Below are 16,882 nucleotides of genomic sequence, written 5' to 3'. Positions count from 1 at the left end.
ACGGCCGTTCCGGACGGATACCTAGGGGCGTTACGCCTTGGCCGGGGCGGCCGGCTCCTTCACCGCGAGCCGGATCGACAGCTCCTCCAGTTGCTTCCCGTCGACAGCGGACGGAGCGTCCATCAGCAGATCCGTCGCGCTGGCCGTTTTCGGGAAGGCGATCGTCTCGCGCAGGTTCGAGCGGCGCGCCAGCAGCATGACGAGACGGTCAAGCCCAAGCGCGATGCCGCCGTGCGGAGGAGTGCCGTATTCGAACGCGTCCAGCAGGAAGCCGAACTTCTCGTACGCCTGCTCCGGCGTGAAACCCAGGGCGGCGAACATTTTTTCCTGCACCTCGCGGCGGAAAATCCGCATCGAGCCTCCGCCGACTTCGTAACCGTTGAGCACCATGTCGTACGCCTGCGCGCGCATTTGGCCCGGATCGCTGTCGAACAGGTGCAGGTCTTCATCCTTCGGCCGCGTGAACGGATGGTGCATCGCGACATAACGCTTTGCTTCTTCGTCGTATTCGAACATCGGGAAGTCCACGACCCACGCGAACTTGAAGACGGACTCGTCGATGAGGCCGGATTCCTTGCCGATCTTCAGGCGCAGGTTGCCGAGCACGTCATAGACGACCTTCGGCTTGTCGGCGGAGAAGACGAGCAGGTCGCCTTCCTCCACGGCAAGACGCTCGGTGAGCGCGGCGATCTCTTCCGGCTTGAAGAACTTGACGATCGGCCCCTTCCACTCGCCGTCCTTGACCGTGATCCACGCCAGCCCTTTGCCGCCGTAGCGCGCGGCGAACGGCTGCAGGTCGTCCAGCTCCTTCCGGCTCCAGGATGCGCCGCCTTTGACATTCAGCGCTTTGACGATGCCGCCGTTTTTGGCCACCATATTAAACACTTTTACGTCGCTGTCGGCGACGAGATCTGTCACCGTGACGAGCTCCAGGCCGAACCGCAGGTCCGGCTTGTCGGAGCCGTATTTGTCCATCGCCTCGGCGTATGTCAGGCGCTGGAATGGCGTCGGCACCTCGTACCCGATCGTCTCGCGGAACAGCTTCGCAATCATGCTCTCCATCAGCGAGAGCAGTTGCTCCGGGGACATGAACGACGTCTCGATGTCCACCTGGGTGAATTCCGGCTGGCGGTCGGCGCGCAGGTCCTCGTCGCGGAAGCAGCGGGCGATCTGATAGTAGCGCTCCAGTCCGCCGACCATCAGCAGTTGCTTGTAAATTTGCGGCGACTGCGGCAGCGCGAAAAATTCGCCCGGATGCACACGGCTCGGCACGAGGTAATCGCGGGCACCTTCCGGCGTGCTCTTCGTCAGAATCGGCGTCTCGATCTCCAGGAATCCGTTGTCGTCGAGGAAATCGCGGATCAGCTTCGTCGCTTTGGAACGCAGCATCAGCGTCTTCTGCATCTCCGGCCGGCGCAGATCCAGATAACGGTGCTTGAGGCGAAGCGACTCGTCGATCTCGATGCCGTCCTCGATGAAAAACGGCGGGTTTTTGGCCGTGTTCAAAATTTCGATCTCCGTCACGCGCACTTCCAGCTCGCCCGTTTCGAGGTTCGGGTTAAACGTCTCGGGATCGCGTTCGACCACCAGGCCGCGAACGGCCAGCACGTATTCGTTGCGCGCTTTGTCCGCGATCTCCAGCGCCTGCCCGGAGAATTCCGGGTTGAAGACAAGCTGGACGATGCCGCTGCGGTCGCGCAGGTCGATGAACAAGACGCCGCCCAAATCGCGGCGGCGCTGAACCCATCCGTTCAGAACGACCTCCTGGCCGATGTCGGATTTCGTCAATTTTCCGCAATGGTGCGTTTTAAGCATCATGATAACCATATCCCCCTATGGAATGTGTGAAATAACGAATCGTCTCGGGCGCGACCGTCAGCTTCCGGCTTTCAGGATGCCGATCAGACGGTCGAGAGCAACCAGGCTCTGCTCGCCGGTCGCCATATTTTTCAGCGTAATTTCGCCGCGCGCCAGTTCGTCGTCGCCGAGGATGGCGGCGTAGCGGGCGGCCAGCCGATCGGCCGCCTTCAATTGCGCCTTCATCTTGCGGCCGAGATAATCCATCTCGGCTTTCAGGCCGGCCGCGCGAGCCTCGTACGCCAGCGCGGCGACGCGGCGCTCGGCCGCTTCCCCCAGCCCGATGAAGTAGACGTCGACCGGAGCCGCTCCCGGCAGCTCCACGCCTTGCGCCTCCAGCACCAACAGAACGCGCTCAAGGCCTAGACCGAAGCCGACGCCCGGCCGGTCGTCTCCGCCGATATCGGCCACGAGGCCGTTGTACCGGCCGCCGCCGCCGATCGTGTCGATGGCGCCGATGCCCGCCGCCTTGTACTCGAACGCCGTATGCGTGTAATAATCGAGGCCGCGCACCAATCGCGAATTGACCACATACGGAATCCCCATGTCATCGAGGTGCGCCTTCACCGCGTCGAAGTGGTTCCGGCACTCGTCGTCGAGCGAATCCAGGATCGAAGGAGCGCCGCCGAATTTGTCCTGATCCACCTTGCAGTCCAGCACCCGCAGCGGGTTGCGGTCGTAGCGCGACTGGCAGTCCTTGCACAGCGACGGCAGCAGCGGCTGGAGAAAAGCCCGCAGCTTATCCCGGTATACGGCGCGAACGGACGCGTTGCCGACGGAATTGATCTCGACGGTCACTTCCTTCAAGCCGAGCTCCTTGTACAGCAGATACCCCATCGCGATAACCTCGGCGTCGATCGACGGTTCGGCCGAGCCGATCGCCTCCACGCCGAATTGGTGAAACTGGCGGTACCGGCCGGCCATCGGCCGTTCGTACCGGAACATCGGACCGATGTAGAACAGCTTGGCCACATCGGGTTCGGCGTACAGCTTGTTCTCGATATACGAGCGGACGACGCCCGCCGTGCCTTCGGGACGAAGCGAGATGCTGCGGTCCCCTTTGTCGAGGAAGGTGTACATCTCCTTCTCCACGATATCGGTCGTTTCTCCGACGCCGCGCTGGAACAGCTCCGTATGCTCGAAGATCGGCGTGCGCACTTCCCGGTAGTTGAACCGGTTGCAGATGTCGCGCGCCTTGCTTTCGACGTAGTGCCATTTCTCCACCGTTCCGGGCAGCAGATCCTGCGTGCCTTTCGGTTTTTGAATATTGGACATATCTCCACACCCCTTCTGTTTCGCAAAAACAAAAAATCTCCCGCCCCTGCGACATACAGGGACGAGAGATGATTCTCCCGCGGTTCCACCCAGTTTCGAACCGAGCCGCATCCTTGCGGATGCCCAGCCTGCGGAGGCTGACCCGATTCGCTCTCAACAACGGTTAACGCCCGCCTGCGCCTGCCGGCTAGCGCCGATGCTCGCGTTCCGCGCCCGCCCTCTGTCCGGAGAGCTGCTGCAACGCCGCCTGCATCGCGTTCACCGGAGGTCCTCCGGGATGTCTCTCCATCCGCACTGCGCAAGGAAGCTTGCAGCCTAAGGCTTCCCTCTCTGATTGCCCAGCCTGTCGCGAATTTCGGTCCCTTCATTGGATCGGTATGTTTCAGCTTGTGTCAGATTATGCAAGATTATACCCTTTCGTTACGGGAGAAGTCAAGACTTGCGGCCCGCGCTTCCCGCACAAAAACAAATGACCCGCAAACGCATGCGTCTGCGAGCCGTCAAGGTGAATCTATATGAAAAAAGGGGGTCGACTCTTATAGTAGCCCTTAAATGTTAAAGAAGCATGAAAGCAAGTTTACAGATGTATTACAAAAAATAAAACGCATTCATCGGCCGCAAACGAAATCCGTTCCTCGAAGACGAGAGGAACGGGCCGCGAGTTCCGGGTTACACGCCGCCTTGCTTCTCCGACGGAGCCGGCTTGGCCGCCGAGGGAGAAGGCCCGTCGGTCTCGCCGCCGCTTGGTTTCGGCGACGGCCCGCCGGCGGACGGCTGCGCCGCCGGCGTCGGCTCCTGCGGCGCAGCCGTCGGCTTCGCCTCGGGCACAGGCGTCGGCTCCGCCGTTACGTCAGGCGCCGCCGTTTCTACCGGCCCGGAGGAAGCGCCCGGCTTCGCCGTGCCCGCTCCTCCGGGCGCCGCAGACGGCTTCGGCTCGGCGGACGGTTCCGGCGCAGTCGTCGGCTTCGCTGGAGGCTGCGCGGACGGCTTCGCCGTCCCCTTCGGCGTTGCGCTCGGCTTCGCCGTCGGTTTGGGCGAAGCCTTCGAACCGCCGCCGTCCAGCGTCGTGGTGCCGCCCGGTTTGGCGCCCGACGGCTTCTCGCGCGGGTCCAGCAGCGCCACCGTTGTCAGATCCAGCGGCTTGGCGGGCTGCTCCGGCAGCTCCGCGCGCCGGCGCAGCGCCTTCAGCGCCTCGTCCAGCACTTCCTCCTCCACAATCATATACGGACTTTCCCAACGGCCGCCCAAGCTGATCGATTCGATCGTATCGGGCTTCATCTTGGAGAACGACAGGATCCAGCTTCGGAGCGTCGATTCGGGGATATCCGTCTTGACGGTCCGTCCCGCGATCTCAAGCACGCCGCCCCATTGGGCGATGCCGCCGAACGACGTCAGCTTGCCGAGAATCGCCTTCAATACCTGCTGCTGGCGCTCGTTGCGCTCGGTATCGGAGGATTCGGCCGTCCCCCTGTTCGAATGCCGGTAACGGACGAAATCGAGCACCTGCTTGCCGTTCAAATGCTGATAGCCCTTTCTCAGATCGATATTCGTGCCGTCGGCCGTGTCGACATATTTCATGTCCATATCGACGTTGATATCGAGCCCGCCCAATTCGTCGACAATCTCGCGGAAGCCGTCGAAGTTGATCGTCACCGCGTAATCGATCGGGAACTGGAACAGCTCCTGGAACATTTTTTTCGTCTCGTACAGAGCGGTATCCTTGTTTTCGTTGTAAAACATCGCATAATAATAGTTCGCTTTGCGGGCCGGGAGCCCCTTGGGCTTCAACTGCATATCCCGGGGAATCGACACCATCGTGGCCGATTTGGTCTCCGGATTGAGGCTGGCCAGAATCAGGACGTCGGTGTTGAGCGTGCCGCCGCTGCCGGCGCGGGAGTCGATGCCCGCGACCAGGAACGTAATCGGGTCTTCTTTCTTCTTCGTCGCGGCCAGGGGCTGGGGCTCCGGCAGCTTATCGCCGCCGGACACGGACTTGATGGCTTGATCCGCTTTAAAATACAAATAGCCGGCATAGCCGAACGCGCCCAAAAACAGGCTGCCGATCAAGGACAAAGCCACCGTCAGCCATAAGCGCTTGCGGCTCATCTTCGGCTTTAGTCTCGCGCTTCGCATGGTTAGGCTCCTTCCGATGTGTATCACTGGATGTGTTTTTTGTCCGACCCGGTCTCCCGGTCGATCTCTGTCTATAATTGTAGACGATTCTCCCCCCAAGGGGGTTACAAACTTGAAAAAACTACCGCGTTTTCCGCCAATCTTCTCGCCCGCTCATGCATTCGACAGCGGAGCCGGAAAATCCTTCAAACGGCAAAAACGGCGAACCCGGCTTCTTCGCGTCAACAACATATATACTCGGAAGCCGGCCCGTGCATGTCAATCGGTCCGGAAGCCGGCGAAGACGCAAAAAAACGCCCTGCGGCGGCAGTTTCGCCGGCTACGCAGGGCGTTTCCTTATCCAGCAACAATCAGGCTTCTCCGGATTCTTCCCCGGCAGCCGCGGCTTCCTCGCGGTCGCTCTTCGGCTGCCATTCTTCGATCTGGATCGATACGCGGAAATGCTTGCGGCTGGCCCGGATCAGATGGGCCATGCCTCCGAGACGCTCGCCCAGCTCCTGCCCTGTCATCAATCCCTGCAAGTCGTACTTCAGCGCTTCCTGAAACTGCGAAGGGAACGTGCGGCCCAGCGGCTGCTTCGGTTCGTACAGGATCGGACGATCCGACTCGGACAGCATGAAGTCGCGCATAAATTTGTTGCTCTTCCGCACAACATCGTCGTAAATGCCGAGGCGTCTCAGAACTTGATAATACTCGGTCGGATATTTCAGTTCCCACGCTTTGCGGATGTCTCCTACGCTATATCTCACGATCCAATCGCGGAGCTTTTTGATCTGCTGCTCCTTGTCCAATTGTTCAAACTCTTTCAATGGCAAAATATCCAATTGACGCTCCATGCGCCCACCACCTTAACGCTTTGTTATTTTTTCCTAATACAATGAGTTGTCCAATTGTGAAAGTTCTCCTGCCCGGCGCGAAAAAATCAATCGTAAGTTCGGCCCGCCACCGCTTCGACAATGTCGCGGATAAGCATAAAGACCTGTCCGTTCGTCAAGGATTCGGGCTTTTGAATCAATGCTTTCGACTCGGGCTTGATCCAGCCGCGCGATTCGAGTTCTTTCGCGGCGTTCTCCCTTGTCGTCTGCACGCCGACCGTCGTCAGAATCGTATACGTCGCCTGATCCAGCGTCAACGGCGCCTTGTCGGGCGTCTCGACCGATTTCAGCGCGGCGTTCGGATCGCCCTTGAACTTGTCCGCACCGTGAATGCGGCGCACCGCCAACATATGATTGACCAGCCGCTGGGGATTGGACGGTTCGTCCAGCTTGAAATCGTACGAGTAGCCGCTGGTCGTCAAGCTCATGCTGACGGCCGCCTTCAGCCCCGGATAGGCCGGGTGGAGCATGTAGGCGAGCTTCGACCGGCCGTCGATCATATGCTCGTTCGGGTCCAGCTTGAACGGCGCCAGCTCCATGCCCTGCTTGTTCAAGCGCGCCTGCAGCTCGGCGATATCGTCCTTGGATTGCGACAGCTCCCGGAACGTCATTCCCTTCTCGACCGCCAGCTTGACGGCGGCGCCGGCCGCTTCGCCCGTCGCCATGCCGACCGGTATGACGCGCGCGCTTCCGTGGGGAAGCGAGTCGAAGCTCGCGGACCGGCCGACGACGAGCAGGCCGTCGACGTTCTTCGGCACGATGCTCCGAAACGGGATCGCGTACTGGATCGGCTTGGTCATAACGGCGCCGTTGTCCTTGGCAGAAATGCGCTGAATGTCCACCGGGTACGAGCCGAACGCGATCCGGTCCCATTGGTCGCGGTTCTCCAGCACGTCCACCATCGTCAGGCGGTATTCGCCGATCAGATGGCGCGATTCGCGGACGTACAGCTCCGGTGCCGTGCCGGCCAGCGTGATGTCCTTGAACTCCGGATACAGCTTCTTCATATGGTCGATGACGTGCGGCAGTTCTTTTTTGCCGATCTCGAAAGCTTCGGCGACCGAAGCCGGCGAGAGCGGGTCGATATCGAAGATTTGCAGCGCGTTGACCAGAGCGGTCCCGTCGTTTTGGCGGCCGATGTTCAACCCGCGCATTTTGACGCGGCCTTCCTGGGTCGACGGGTAATTTTGCATCTCGACGTAACCCCAGGCGCTGAGCTCATTGGCCCCTGTGTTCGGATCGCCGTCGTCTTCCAGCCGCTTTTTCACCGCGGACCACACTTCCGGCGTCACGTTGCCGAGCTTGAACACCAACGTAACCGCCATACGCGCCTTCGGATCGCCGAGATCCTCGCGGCCCAGCGTAAACGGCGCTCCCGCCGCCGCATACACGTCGCCGTCCTGCGTGGCGTCGATGACGGCTTTGGCCGGGACGGACACGGCCGTGCCGTCGGCGAGCGTGATCTTCATGCCCTTGACCACCGTCCGGCCGCCTTCGCCCGGCTCCGTCCACGGGAGCATCTCTTTTGTTTTCAGCAGCACATCGATGTTTTTCTCGTTCTTGACGAGCTTGTTAAACGCATTGGCCGCCGTCACGACGTCGAACGAATCGCCTTCGACCTGCTCGTACCACTTCTGGAAGATGCCCTTGTTGAAATATTCGGGCTTGCCCGGTATGACGGGCGCCTTGTAGTGATAATTGTGGTCGAGGCTGTTCAGCCAACCCAGCGTCATCAGTCCGCCCAAAATCTCGCGGTCGCGTCCGTCGACAAGCAGCGTCTTCAGCCCGTTCATCGACGCGGATACGGCCGCCGCCACTCCCTCCGGGTCCGTTCCGACGACGATCACGTCGTAGGCGTCCGCCGGCTTGTCCACCGCCGCTACCCGCTCGAGGGTTTGGGGTTTTCCCGGTCCGGGTTCCTTGAGCCCTTTATAAACCACGGTCCCGAAATAAACCAAAGATGACAAAATAATCAAGATCGCAATCCAGATGCCGTATCGTCTCGTTTGTCCGGCAGCGCTTCCCTGCTGCTGTTTCCCCTTATTCAACCCCGTTTTCCCTCCCGTGAACTGCAGGCGGCCGCTCCCGGCCCGCCTTAATCCTTGTTACTCTTTACTCCGCGCGGGCCGAAAGCCCGTAGGCTTCGTCGAGCAGCGCGATTTTTTTGTCGATGTACTCGCGGTAGCTCCGGTTGTAGGCGTTCGGCTCCTTCGGATTCGGCAAACGCTCGATCCGCTGCGTCCGTCCGCCCTGGCCGTCGTCGGTCTCCGGCCATAAGATTTTGCTGACCGCGCCGCAGCCGAGCCCGATAATCGTCTGCCGCTCCTCCATCATGAGGATGTTGTAGAGACTTTCCCGGCCCTCCAGCGAATAGCCGACGTTCTCCAGATTGCCGAGGATGTTTTTCTGCCGGTACATGTAATACGGCACATACCCGTTGGCGGAAGTGAATTCGGCCGCCATCCTCATCATTTCCGCGATCTCGTCCCGCTCGGCTACCTCGTATTGATCCCGGTTCTGCGTCATCCGGGATGCGCGTTTGAACGACAACGTATGCACGGTGAGCGACTCCGGCATCAGCTCCGCCACCCGCCCCAGCGTATGCCGGAATTCGGCCGTTCCTTCATTCGGAAGCCCGATAATCAGGTCCATATTGATATTGTTCATGCCCATGGCACGCGACAGCTTGAACTTGTTGACCGTCTCCTCGACGGTATGGTGGCGGCCGATGACGTCCAGCGTAAGCTGCGTGAAGCTTTGCGGGTTGATGCTGATGCGGTCGACGTTCCAGCGCCGCATGACTTCGAGCTTCTCCGGCGTAATCGTGTCGGGCCGCCCCGCTTCGACGGTCAGCTCGCGCACGCGCCCCAGATCGGGGAAATGCTCGCGCATCGTCCGGAACAACGCGTCCATCTCATCCGCTTCGATGCTTGTCGGCGTTCCTCCGCCCCAGTAGATGGTCGTAATATTCACGCCGGCACGGCGCATCCAAGCGCCCATCTGGCGGATCTCCTCATGCAATCCTGCCAAAAATTCCTGAACGGAGCCGTTGTTGCCCCGGATATCGTAAGCGGGAAACGTGCAGTACGCGCACTTGGTCGGGCAGAACGGAATGCCGATATACACGCTGACTTCGCGGTCGAGGTTGAACAAATCGGGGATGACTTTCAGTTGTCTCACGGCGATGTCGGCCAGCAGATTCGCCTTTTCGTCGGATACGAGGTAGTCCTCTTTTAATTGACGAATGCAAGCTTCAATAGGTTGCTCTCTCATCCGGTTGTGGAACAGCTTGGTCGGACGGACTCCCGTGAGAATGCCCCAAGGTTGCTGCAAGCCGGTGGCCTGCTCCAGAAGCTTCAGCGCCGTCGCGAGAATCATCCGTTTCGCCAATCGCTCCTCCGTCTCGGACGACTGCGGCCCTTGCGCCGCCGGCCGGGCCGTGCTGGCCGTCCAGGTTCCGCCGTCGGCGCGCCGGTGCAGGCGCCCGGTCGCGCACCGTTCGCCGCCTTCGGCGTCGGGGTCCGGCAGCGTCAGTTCCAGCGTCAGCTCCGGCGGGGCGTCGTCGCCGGGCTCAAGCAGCCGAACGTCCTCGAAAAACAGTTTGCAGATATGAAACAATTCGTTGTGGAAATCGGTGAAGCCATGCTTGACGATCAGGATATTCACGCTTGTATCTCCTCCAACGACTTATATTATCACAAGCGCGGCTCCTCCGCCATTTTGCGCCCCTCCCCGGCCCCCTCTATCTGCGGACCGGCCCGCCTCCGCCGTTCGGACGCGGATGGGAAGCGCTCGACTCCAGCCATTGTAGGGAATGGGAATCGCCGTCCAGCTCCCGCATGGCCGCCGCTTCCGTCATGGCCCCCGGCATAACGGCCGCCGCCCCCGCCGCCTGCTCCATTTTCCCGGATTGCCGCATCGTGGCCCCCTCTTTCCTCGGCGGTTCGCCGACTGGTTTCGTTTGTTTTCCAGTCTGCCCAAGATGGGGATGCGCAATCAAACCGTCCCGATGCGAGCTCCTGTGCAGGCATCCGGACAAGCGAAAAAAACCTCTACCGGAGCCGGCTCCGCGAGGATCGGCCGTTGATAGAGGCAGTTGCGCCGCCGTTCGGCGCGGACAACCGGGCGCCGGCCGATTGGACCGGGCGTTCCGGTTGTCCCGAAGGTTAAGTCTTGCTTCGGCAATCCGGATTTCTGAAATTCAAGCCGCCATCGGGCTCGTTTTAAACGGACCGGCTGTCGAGGATCAGCGTAACCGGACCGTCGTTCACCAGGGACACGTCCATCATGGCTCCGAATACGCCCGTCTCGACGGTGAGTCCTTTCTCCCGCAGCAGCTGGTTGAATTTCTCGTAGAGCGGCTGAGCCCGCTCCGGACGGGCGGCCGCCATGAAGTTCGGCCGCCGCCCCTTGCGGCAGTCGCCGTACAGCGTAAATTGCGAGACGGACAAGATCGCGCCTCCGGCCTCGACGACGGAGCGGTTCATCTTGCCCTCGCCGTCCTCGAAAATACGCAAGCCGGCGATTTTGTCCGCCATCCAGACGGCGTCCTCTTCCGTATCGTCATGCGTGATCCCGACCAGCAAGGTCAGGCCGGAGCGAATCGCCCCGACCACGTCCCCGCCGACGGTTACGCTGGCTTGTTTGGTGCGTTGCACAACCACGCGCATCGTTCTGGCTCCGTTTCTCTTTCGTTTCGCTTTTGCGTCGCACGTCTTACGACTGCATGATCCGTTGGACGGAATAAACATCCTTTACCCGCTTGATCTTGTCCACAACCGATTGCAGATGCTCCAGATTGCGGATGAGAATCGTCATGTGAATAAGCGCCAGCTTGTTTTTGTCGGAACGGCCGGAGACGGCGGCGATTACCGTCTTCGCTTCGGACACCGCTTGAAGCACCTCGTTCAGCAGGCCTCGCCGGTCATGGCCGGTAATCTCGATTTCGACCTGGTAGTTCGCCTCCACCGATTGCTCCCAGCCGACCTCGATGGTCCGGTCTTCCTCGCCCTCGCCCGTCGGCATGTTCACGCAATCCTTGCGGTGAATGGAGACGCCGCGGCCTCTCGTTATATACCCGATAATCGGGTCGCCCGGAATCGGATTGCAGCAGCGGGCGAAACGGACGAGCACGTTGTCGATGCCCTTGACGCGCACGCCGTGCGTCGGACGGCCCTTCTTCTCGGACGCGGCTCCCGGCGACTTGACTTCCTTCATTTCCTGCGTAAGCTCAAGCGCGTTCGCTTCCTCGGCGACCTTTTCCTTCCGCAGCTTCTCCGTCAGCCGCGTGCACACCTGCGCCGCAGTGATGCCGCCGAAGCCGATGGCGGAGTACATGTCGTCGATATCCGTGAAGTTGAACTTGCGCGCCACTTCGAGCAGGCTTTCTTCGGTCATCAGCGCGGTCGGATCGAACCCGAGCCGCCGGAGCTCGCGCTCGATTCCCTCGCGGCCGCGCTGCACGTATTCCTCGCGGTTTTCTTTCTTGAACCACTGTTTGATTTTCGCCCGCGTATGGGAGCTTTGCGCGATTTTCAGCCAGTCCTGGCTGGGGCCGTACGAGTGTTTGGACGTCAAAATTTCGACGATGTCGCCCGTCTTGAGGATATGGTCGAGCGGCACGATTTTGCCGTTCACCTTCGCCCCGATCGTCCGGTTGCCGACCTCGGTATGAATCCGGTACGCGAAATCCAGCGGTACGGAACCGGCGGGCAGCTCGATGACCTCGCCCTTCGGCGTGAACACAAATACGAGATCCGAGAAAAAGTCCATGCGCAGCGACTCAAGAAATTCGGACGCGTCGCTCGAATCTTTCTGCAGCTCCAGCAGCTCGCGGAAAAAATTCATTTTCTCCCCGAAGCTGCCCGCAGCCACCATCGAGCCGCCTTCCTTGTACGCCCAATGCGCCGCGATCCCGTATTCGCTGGTGCGGTGCATCTCCCTCGTCCGGATCTGCACCTCAAGCGGTTCGCCGTGCGTATCGATCACCGTCGTATGCAGCGACTGGTACATGTTGGCTTTCGGCATCGCGATGTAATCCTTGAACCGGCCCGGCATCGGCTTCCACAACGTATGGATGATGCCGAGCGTCGCGTAGCAGTCCTTGATGGTGTCCACGATGATCCGGACCGCAAGCAGATCGTAAATCTCGTTGAACTGCTTGTTCTGCGTGGTCATCTTCTTATAGATGCTGTAGATATGCTTGGGCCGGCCCGAGATGTCGCCGTCGATGCCCATTTCGTTTAATTTTTGCTTGATGATGGCGCCGACGTCCGCGATGTACTGCTCCCGCTCGCGGCGTTTTCTCTGCATCAGATTAACGATGCGGTAATATTGCTGCGGGTTCAGGAAACGGAGCGCGATATCCTCCATCTCCCACTTGATCGCCGAGATCCCGAGCCGGTGCGCGATCGGGCAAAAAATCTCGAGCGTCTCGTGGGCGATGCGGCGCTGGCTTTCTTCGGACTGGTATTTCAGCGTGCGCATGTTATGAAGGCGGTCCGCAAGCTTGATCAAGATGACGCGGATATCCTGGGCCATGGCGATAAACATCTTGCGGTAGTTCTCGTTCTGCGCTTCCTCGCGCGACTTGAACTTGATTTTCTCCAGCTTCGTCAGTCCGTCGACAACCATCGCGCAAGCATGACCAAACCGCTCTTCGACTTGCGAGAGCGGCACGGACGTATCCTCCACGACGTCATGAAGCAACGCCGCTATGATGGAGATGGCGTCCATCTGCATGTCCGTTACGATATCGGCCACCGCAAGCGGATGCAAGATATACGGCTCCCCGGATTTTCTCGTTTGTCCGGCGTGCGCTTTGTCGGCGAAGTCGTAGGCCTCGCGAATTTTGTCAAGTTCGGGCGGCTTGAGATAAGCCGACGCTTTCTCCAGCAGCTGTTCGATGGTCATGAAGAGTTAAACCTCTTGCCTGTTCGGTTTTTCTCTACATTATGCGTTGAAAACGGACGCGAGTCAACCATGGTCGTGGACATGACCGTGCGGAAAGTCGCGGTTCTCCGGTCGTACGTGTTCGTCCTCCTCGGTATAGGTGACCGACAGCTCCGCGTAAGCGACGCCGCGCTGCGTCTGAATCGCCTGATGCAGCTTCCGCAGCCGGGACATGCGCCCCCGGACGACGATCACCTCGAGGCATTGGTCGCGGTTCAGGTGAACGTGCAGGTTGGATATGATCTCGTGGTGGTAGGAATGCTGCAGATCCATCAGAATCAGCGGCAAATCGCGTACATGATGGTCGTATACCGTTACGATCGTACCCGCTACCAGTTGCCCCTCATGCTGCCTCGCCGGCTTCAGCAGTTCCTTGCGGACCAGATCCCGGATCGCCTCCGAGCGGTTGGAGTACCCTTGGTCGGCGATATATTGATCGAACTGCTTGGCCAGCTCCTCCGGCATCGAAACGCCGAAACGCGTCAACGCATCTTTCTCCAATCGGGCTCACCCCTGGCGATACATAGTCTTTTATTGCAAAAACAGCCGTATGGCGAACCTGCGTCCGCATACGGCCGTTCCCGTCCTGCTTCAATATTTCACAAGCGATGTCACTTCGATCCCTTCCAGCTTGTCGCGGCCGTTCAGGTACGTCAGCTCGATCAGGAACGCGGCGCCCACGACATTGCCGCCCAACTGCCTGACCAGATCGATCGTGGTGCGGATTGTGCCGCCCGTCGCCAGCAGATCGTCCGCGATCAGCACGTTTTGGCCCGGCGTGATCGCATCGCGATGCATGCTCAGCTTGTCCTTGCCGTATTCGAGATCGTAGGACGACTCGATCGTCTCGCCCGGCAGCTTGCCGCTTTTGCGGATCGGCACGAATCCGACGCCCAGCGCGTAAGCCAGCGGAGCGCCGATGACAAAGCCGCGCGCCTCCGGACCGGCGATGAGATCGATTTTCTCGTCCTTGTAGCGCTCGACGAGCTGATCGATAACGGCCCGGTACGCCGCTCCGTCCTTAAGCAGAGTTGTAATGTCCTTGAACCGGATACCCGGCTGCGGGAAATCCGGAATGACGCGAATATATGGCTTGAAATCCACGTATGTCCCTCCTGCGATAACAGTTCCTGACTCATCATACCACGAAAATGTCCCCGCGGAAACCTTATTTGCCCGCGCTGATCCAGCCGGACAGCCTGCCCGCCAGTTCGGTCCCCGTCGACATGACGAGAACCTCGTCAAGCTCGTCCCGGTGCGACTGCCGGCGGTACAGGCCGGATTCGGAGAAATCGCGCCGGTCCGCCGTCCTGACGGCGGCGATGGTGCCGCCGCGGCGTTCCAGCAGCCCCAGCTCGAGGAACACGTCAACCATAAACCGCAGAGCCGGCACGGACACGGCCACGCGCCGGGCAAGCGCCTCCCAGTGGTTCGGGTTGTCCGGATTCCATTCCGGCGCGGGCAGCAAGGCGGCGTACAGCCGCTTGAACGTCTCCCGGTCCGGGATGCGGAACGTCCCGTACGATTGGGGTTCGATAAACGACACGTACAATCGCTCGGGAGACTTCCATTGCCCGAGGCTTGCCCGCAGATCATCGACGGACTCCGGCATGTCCGCCCACCAGATATCCGCGCAGTCCGTCCATCCTCCCCTCGCCGCCGCGGCCCGGGTCAGCGGCAGCCAGCCGTCGGCATCCGCTTCGGCGGATAATTCGGCGGCGGCGGCGATCTCCGGCAGCGCCTCCTCTTGGGGCAGGCTGCCGCGGGAACGCGCGAGCCACGCGGACGCGCCGGCGGACTCCAGCAGCTCCAGCGCTTCCGGGCCGACGGAGTGCGCGGAAGCGAACAGAATCGCCTGGCTGCGGGATGCGTCCCTCCATTCCCCCAGCTTCGCTTCCAGCCGCTGTCCTCTCCAGTCGAACACCTGCACGTGCGGGACGCGCAGGTCCTGCAGCACAAGCTGGGGCGACCGCTTGCCGTTCCATTCGTTGATCGACCACTCCGCCAGCACGTCGAGCTCCGCCGTCTGGGACAACTGCGGCAGCAAGCCGGCCATTTGGAAGCCGACCGCCTCCACGCGGCAGCCGCCGTCTTCGCCGAGCAGCGTCAGCTTCATGTGGCGGTTGTCCTTCCCCATCGTCCGGCGGCCGTCTATTCTTACTCCCTTGATGACGAACCGGGGGGACGGATTGCCCATCCCGAACGGCGCCAGCCGCTCCAGTTGGCCGATCGATTCGAGCGTCGCGTCCTCCAGCCGGCGAACCCCGTCCGCTTTCAGCAGCGGCGTATAATCTTCCTCGCGAAGCCAAGCCCGTGCCAGCGCGTCCAGCCGGTCGCGCAGCTCGGGGATTCGGTCCGTCCGGATCGTCAGTCCCGCCGCGGCGGTATGCCCGCCGTAATGCTCCAGCAAGTCGGCGCATTCCGTCAGCGCCTTGTGGATATCGAAGCCGGGGATGCTTCTCGCGGAGCCCTTCGCTGTGCCGGTCCCGGGATCGATGCCGAGGATCAGGGTCGGCCGGTAGGCCCGCTCCAGCACCTTGGATGCCACGATGCCGATGACGCCGACATTCCATCCCTCGCGCGCGAGCACGGCTACCCTCCGGCCGAGGGCGGCTTCCTCCTCCCACATGGCGAGCGCTTCCTCCGTCGTCTCCTCGACGATCTGCTGACGTTCCCGGTTCAACGCGTCCAACCGGTCGGCCAGCCGAAGCGCAGTCTCCCGGTCTTCCGTCGTCAGCAGCTCCACGGCGTCTCCCGCATGCTCCAGGCGGCCGCCCGCATTCAACCGGGGACCCAGCGCGAAGCCGACTTGGCCGGCCGTAACGGGCTGTCCTTCGCTGACGCCCGCGACTCCCAGCAGCGCCCGCAGCCCCGGCTGCTCCGTGCCGGATATCCGTTCGAGACCGTGCTTGACGAATATGCGGTTCTCCCCGTCCAGCGGCATCAAATCCGCGATCGTGCCGAGCGCGACGAGATCGAGCCATTCCTCCGGGAGACGGCCGAGCAGCGCATGGGCGAGCTTGAAGGCGACGCCGACTCCGGCCAGCGATTTATACGGATAAGGGCATCCGGTTTTCTTGGGATTGACGATCGCGGCTGCTTGCGGCAGCACCTCGGGAGGTTCGTGGTGATCGGTGACGACGACGTCCACGCCGAGCTCTCTCGCCCGTTCCACCTGCTCGACCGCGCTGATGCCGGTATCCACCGTCACGATCAAGCCGAATCCGCCCGCCGCCGTCTCCTCGACGGCCGCATGGTTCAGTCCGTATCCCTCGCGCACGCGATGGGGTATGTAATAATCGAAATCGGCTCCAAGCCTCCTCATCAGTCTGACCATCAACGAGGTGCTGCTGACGCCGTCGGCGTCGTAATCGCCGTAGATTCGGATGCGTTCCCCCCGCTCCAGCGCGAGCCGGATTCTCCCGACGGCTTCCTTCATCCCGTCCAGCAGATACGGGTCGTGAACGTCCGCGAGATCGGCCCGCAAAAATCGGCCAGCCGACTCCGGATCGGCGTATCCTCTCGATACGAGCACATCCGCGACAACCGGATGCAGCTTCAGCTCTTCCGCCAGTTTGGCTGCTTGCGCGGCCCGTTCCTCCGACGCTTCGGACAAGCTCCACCGCGCCTTGGATCGAAGCATATTCATTCCCTCTCTCTGGCTTGCGTATATCGAATCAAGTGTAGCAGATCGGAACAAGCTTGTCGCGCGCGGAATACGGCCCTCGGTCCCGCGCGGACGCAAAAAGCCCGCCGGCCAACCCGTGTGCGGGCGCCGGCGGGCCCGATCC

The 16,882-nt window shown here is 61.1% G+C and carries 12 protein-coding genes; all 12 read right to left on the bottom strand.

What is annotated here, in order from left to right; all coding sequences use genetic code 11:
• Nucleotides 1-30: 30 nt before the first annotated feature.
• Entirely contained in the window at nt 31-1,818 is a 1,788-nt protein-coding gene (aspS, locus tag FE781_RS07495; protein ID WP_138788995.1) for an aspartate--tRNA ligase, read from the bottom strand.
• A 57-nt stretch (nt 1,819-1,875) separates the two neighbouring features.
• Entirely contained in the window at nt 1,876-3,132 is a 1,257-nt protein-coding gene (gene hisS / locus FE781_RS07490) for a histidine--tRNA ligase (RefSeq protein ID WP_138788994.1), read from the bottom strand.
• A 669-nt stretch (nt 3,133-3,801) separates the two neighbouring features.
• A complete protein-coding gene (locus FE781_RS07485) occupies nt 3,802-5,265 on the bottom strand; it encodes an LCP family protein (protein ID WP_211346329.1) in 1,464 nt (487 codons plus the stop codon).
• Nucleotides 5,266-5,615: 350 nt separating this feature from the next.
• On the bottom strand, nt 5,616-6,101 hold the full coding sequence (locus tag FE781_RS07480) for a hypothetical protein (protein WP_138788993.1): 486 nt from the start codon (nt 6,099-6,101) through the stop codon (nt 5,616-5,618).
• A gap of 86 nt (nt 6,102-6,187) precedes the next feature.
• Nucleotides 6,188-8,188, bottom strand: coding sequence for an FAD-dependent oxidoreductase (locus FE781_RS07475; RefSeq protein ID WP_138788992.1), 2,001 nt, complete (start codon nt 8,186-8,188; stop codon nt 6,188-6,190).
• A 64-nt stretch (nt 8,189-8,252) separates the two neighbouring features.
• The gene (locus FE781_RS07470) at nt 8,253-9,806 is read right to left on the bottom strand and encodes a coproporphyrinogen III oxidase (protein ID WP_246068094.1); all 1,554 of its coding nucleotides are present in this window, start codon (nt 9,804-9,806) and stop codon (nt 8,253-8,255) included.
• Nucleotides 9,807-9,882: 76 nt separating this feature from the next.
• Nucleotides 9,883-10,059 carry a hypothetical protein gene (locus FE781_RS17415; protein WP_170209451.1) on the bottom strand — a complete coding sequence of 59 codons (177 nt, stop codon included), beginning with the start codon at nt 10,057-10,059 and terminating at the stop codon, nt 9,883-9,885.
• A 304-nt stretch (nt 10,060-10,363) separates the two neighbouring features.
• Nucleotides 10,364-10,810, bottom strand: coding sequence for a D-aminoacyl-tRNA deacylase (dtd, locus tag FE781_RS07465; RefSeq protein WP_138788991.1), 447 nt, complete (start codon nt 10,808-10,810; stop codon nt 10,364-10,366).
• A 46-nt stretch (nt 10,811-10,856) separates the two neighbouring features.
• Nucleotides 10,857-13,052, bottom strand: a complete 2,196-nt coding sequence (locus FE781_RS07460) for a RelA/SpoT family protein (RefSeq protein WP_138788990.1) — start codon at nt 13,050-13,052, stop codon at nt 10,857-10,859.
• Between the two features lie 63 nt (nt 13,053-13,115).
• Complete coding sequence (gene nikR / locus FE781_RS07455) at nt 13,116-13,592, bottom strand: nickel-responsive transcriptional regulator NikR (RefSeq protein WP_138788989.1); 477 nt, start codon at nt 13,590-13,592, stop codon at nt 13,116-13,118.
• 90 nt (nt 13,593-13,682) lie between these two features.
• A complete protein-coding gene (locus tag FE781_RS07450) occupies nt 13,683-14,195 on the bottom strand; it encodes an adenine phosphoribosyltransferase (protein ID WP_138788988.1) in 513 nt (170 codons plus the stop codon).
• Nucleotides 14,196-14,259: 64 nt separating this feature from the next.
• Nucleotides 14,260-16,734, bottom strand: coding sequence for a single-stranded-DNA-specific exonuclease RecJ (recJ, locus tag FE781_RS07445; protein ID WP_138788987.1), 2,475 nt, complete (start codon nt 16,732-16,734; stop codon nt 14,260-14,262).
• Between the last annotated feature and the right edge of the window lie 148 nt (nt 16,735-16,882).

This window comes from Paenibacillus thermoaerophilus (assembly GCF_005938195.1).
GTDB lineage: Bacteria > Bacillota > Bacilli > Paenibacillales > Reconciliibacillaceae > Paenibacillus_W > Paenibacillus_W thermoaerophilus.
This window is presented reverse-complemented; position numbering and strand designations above follow the sequence as displayed.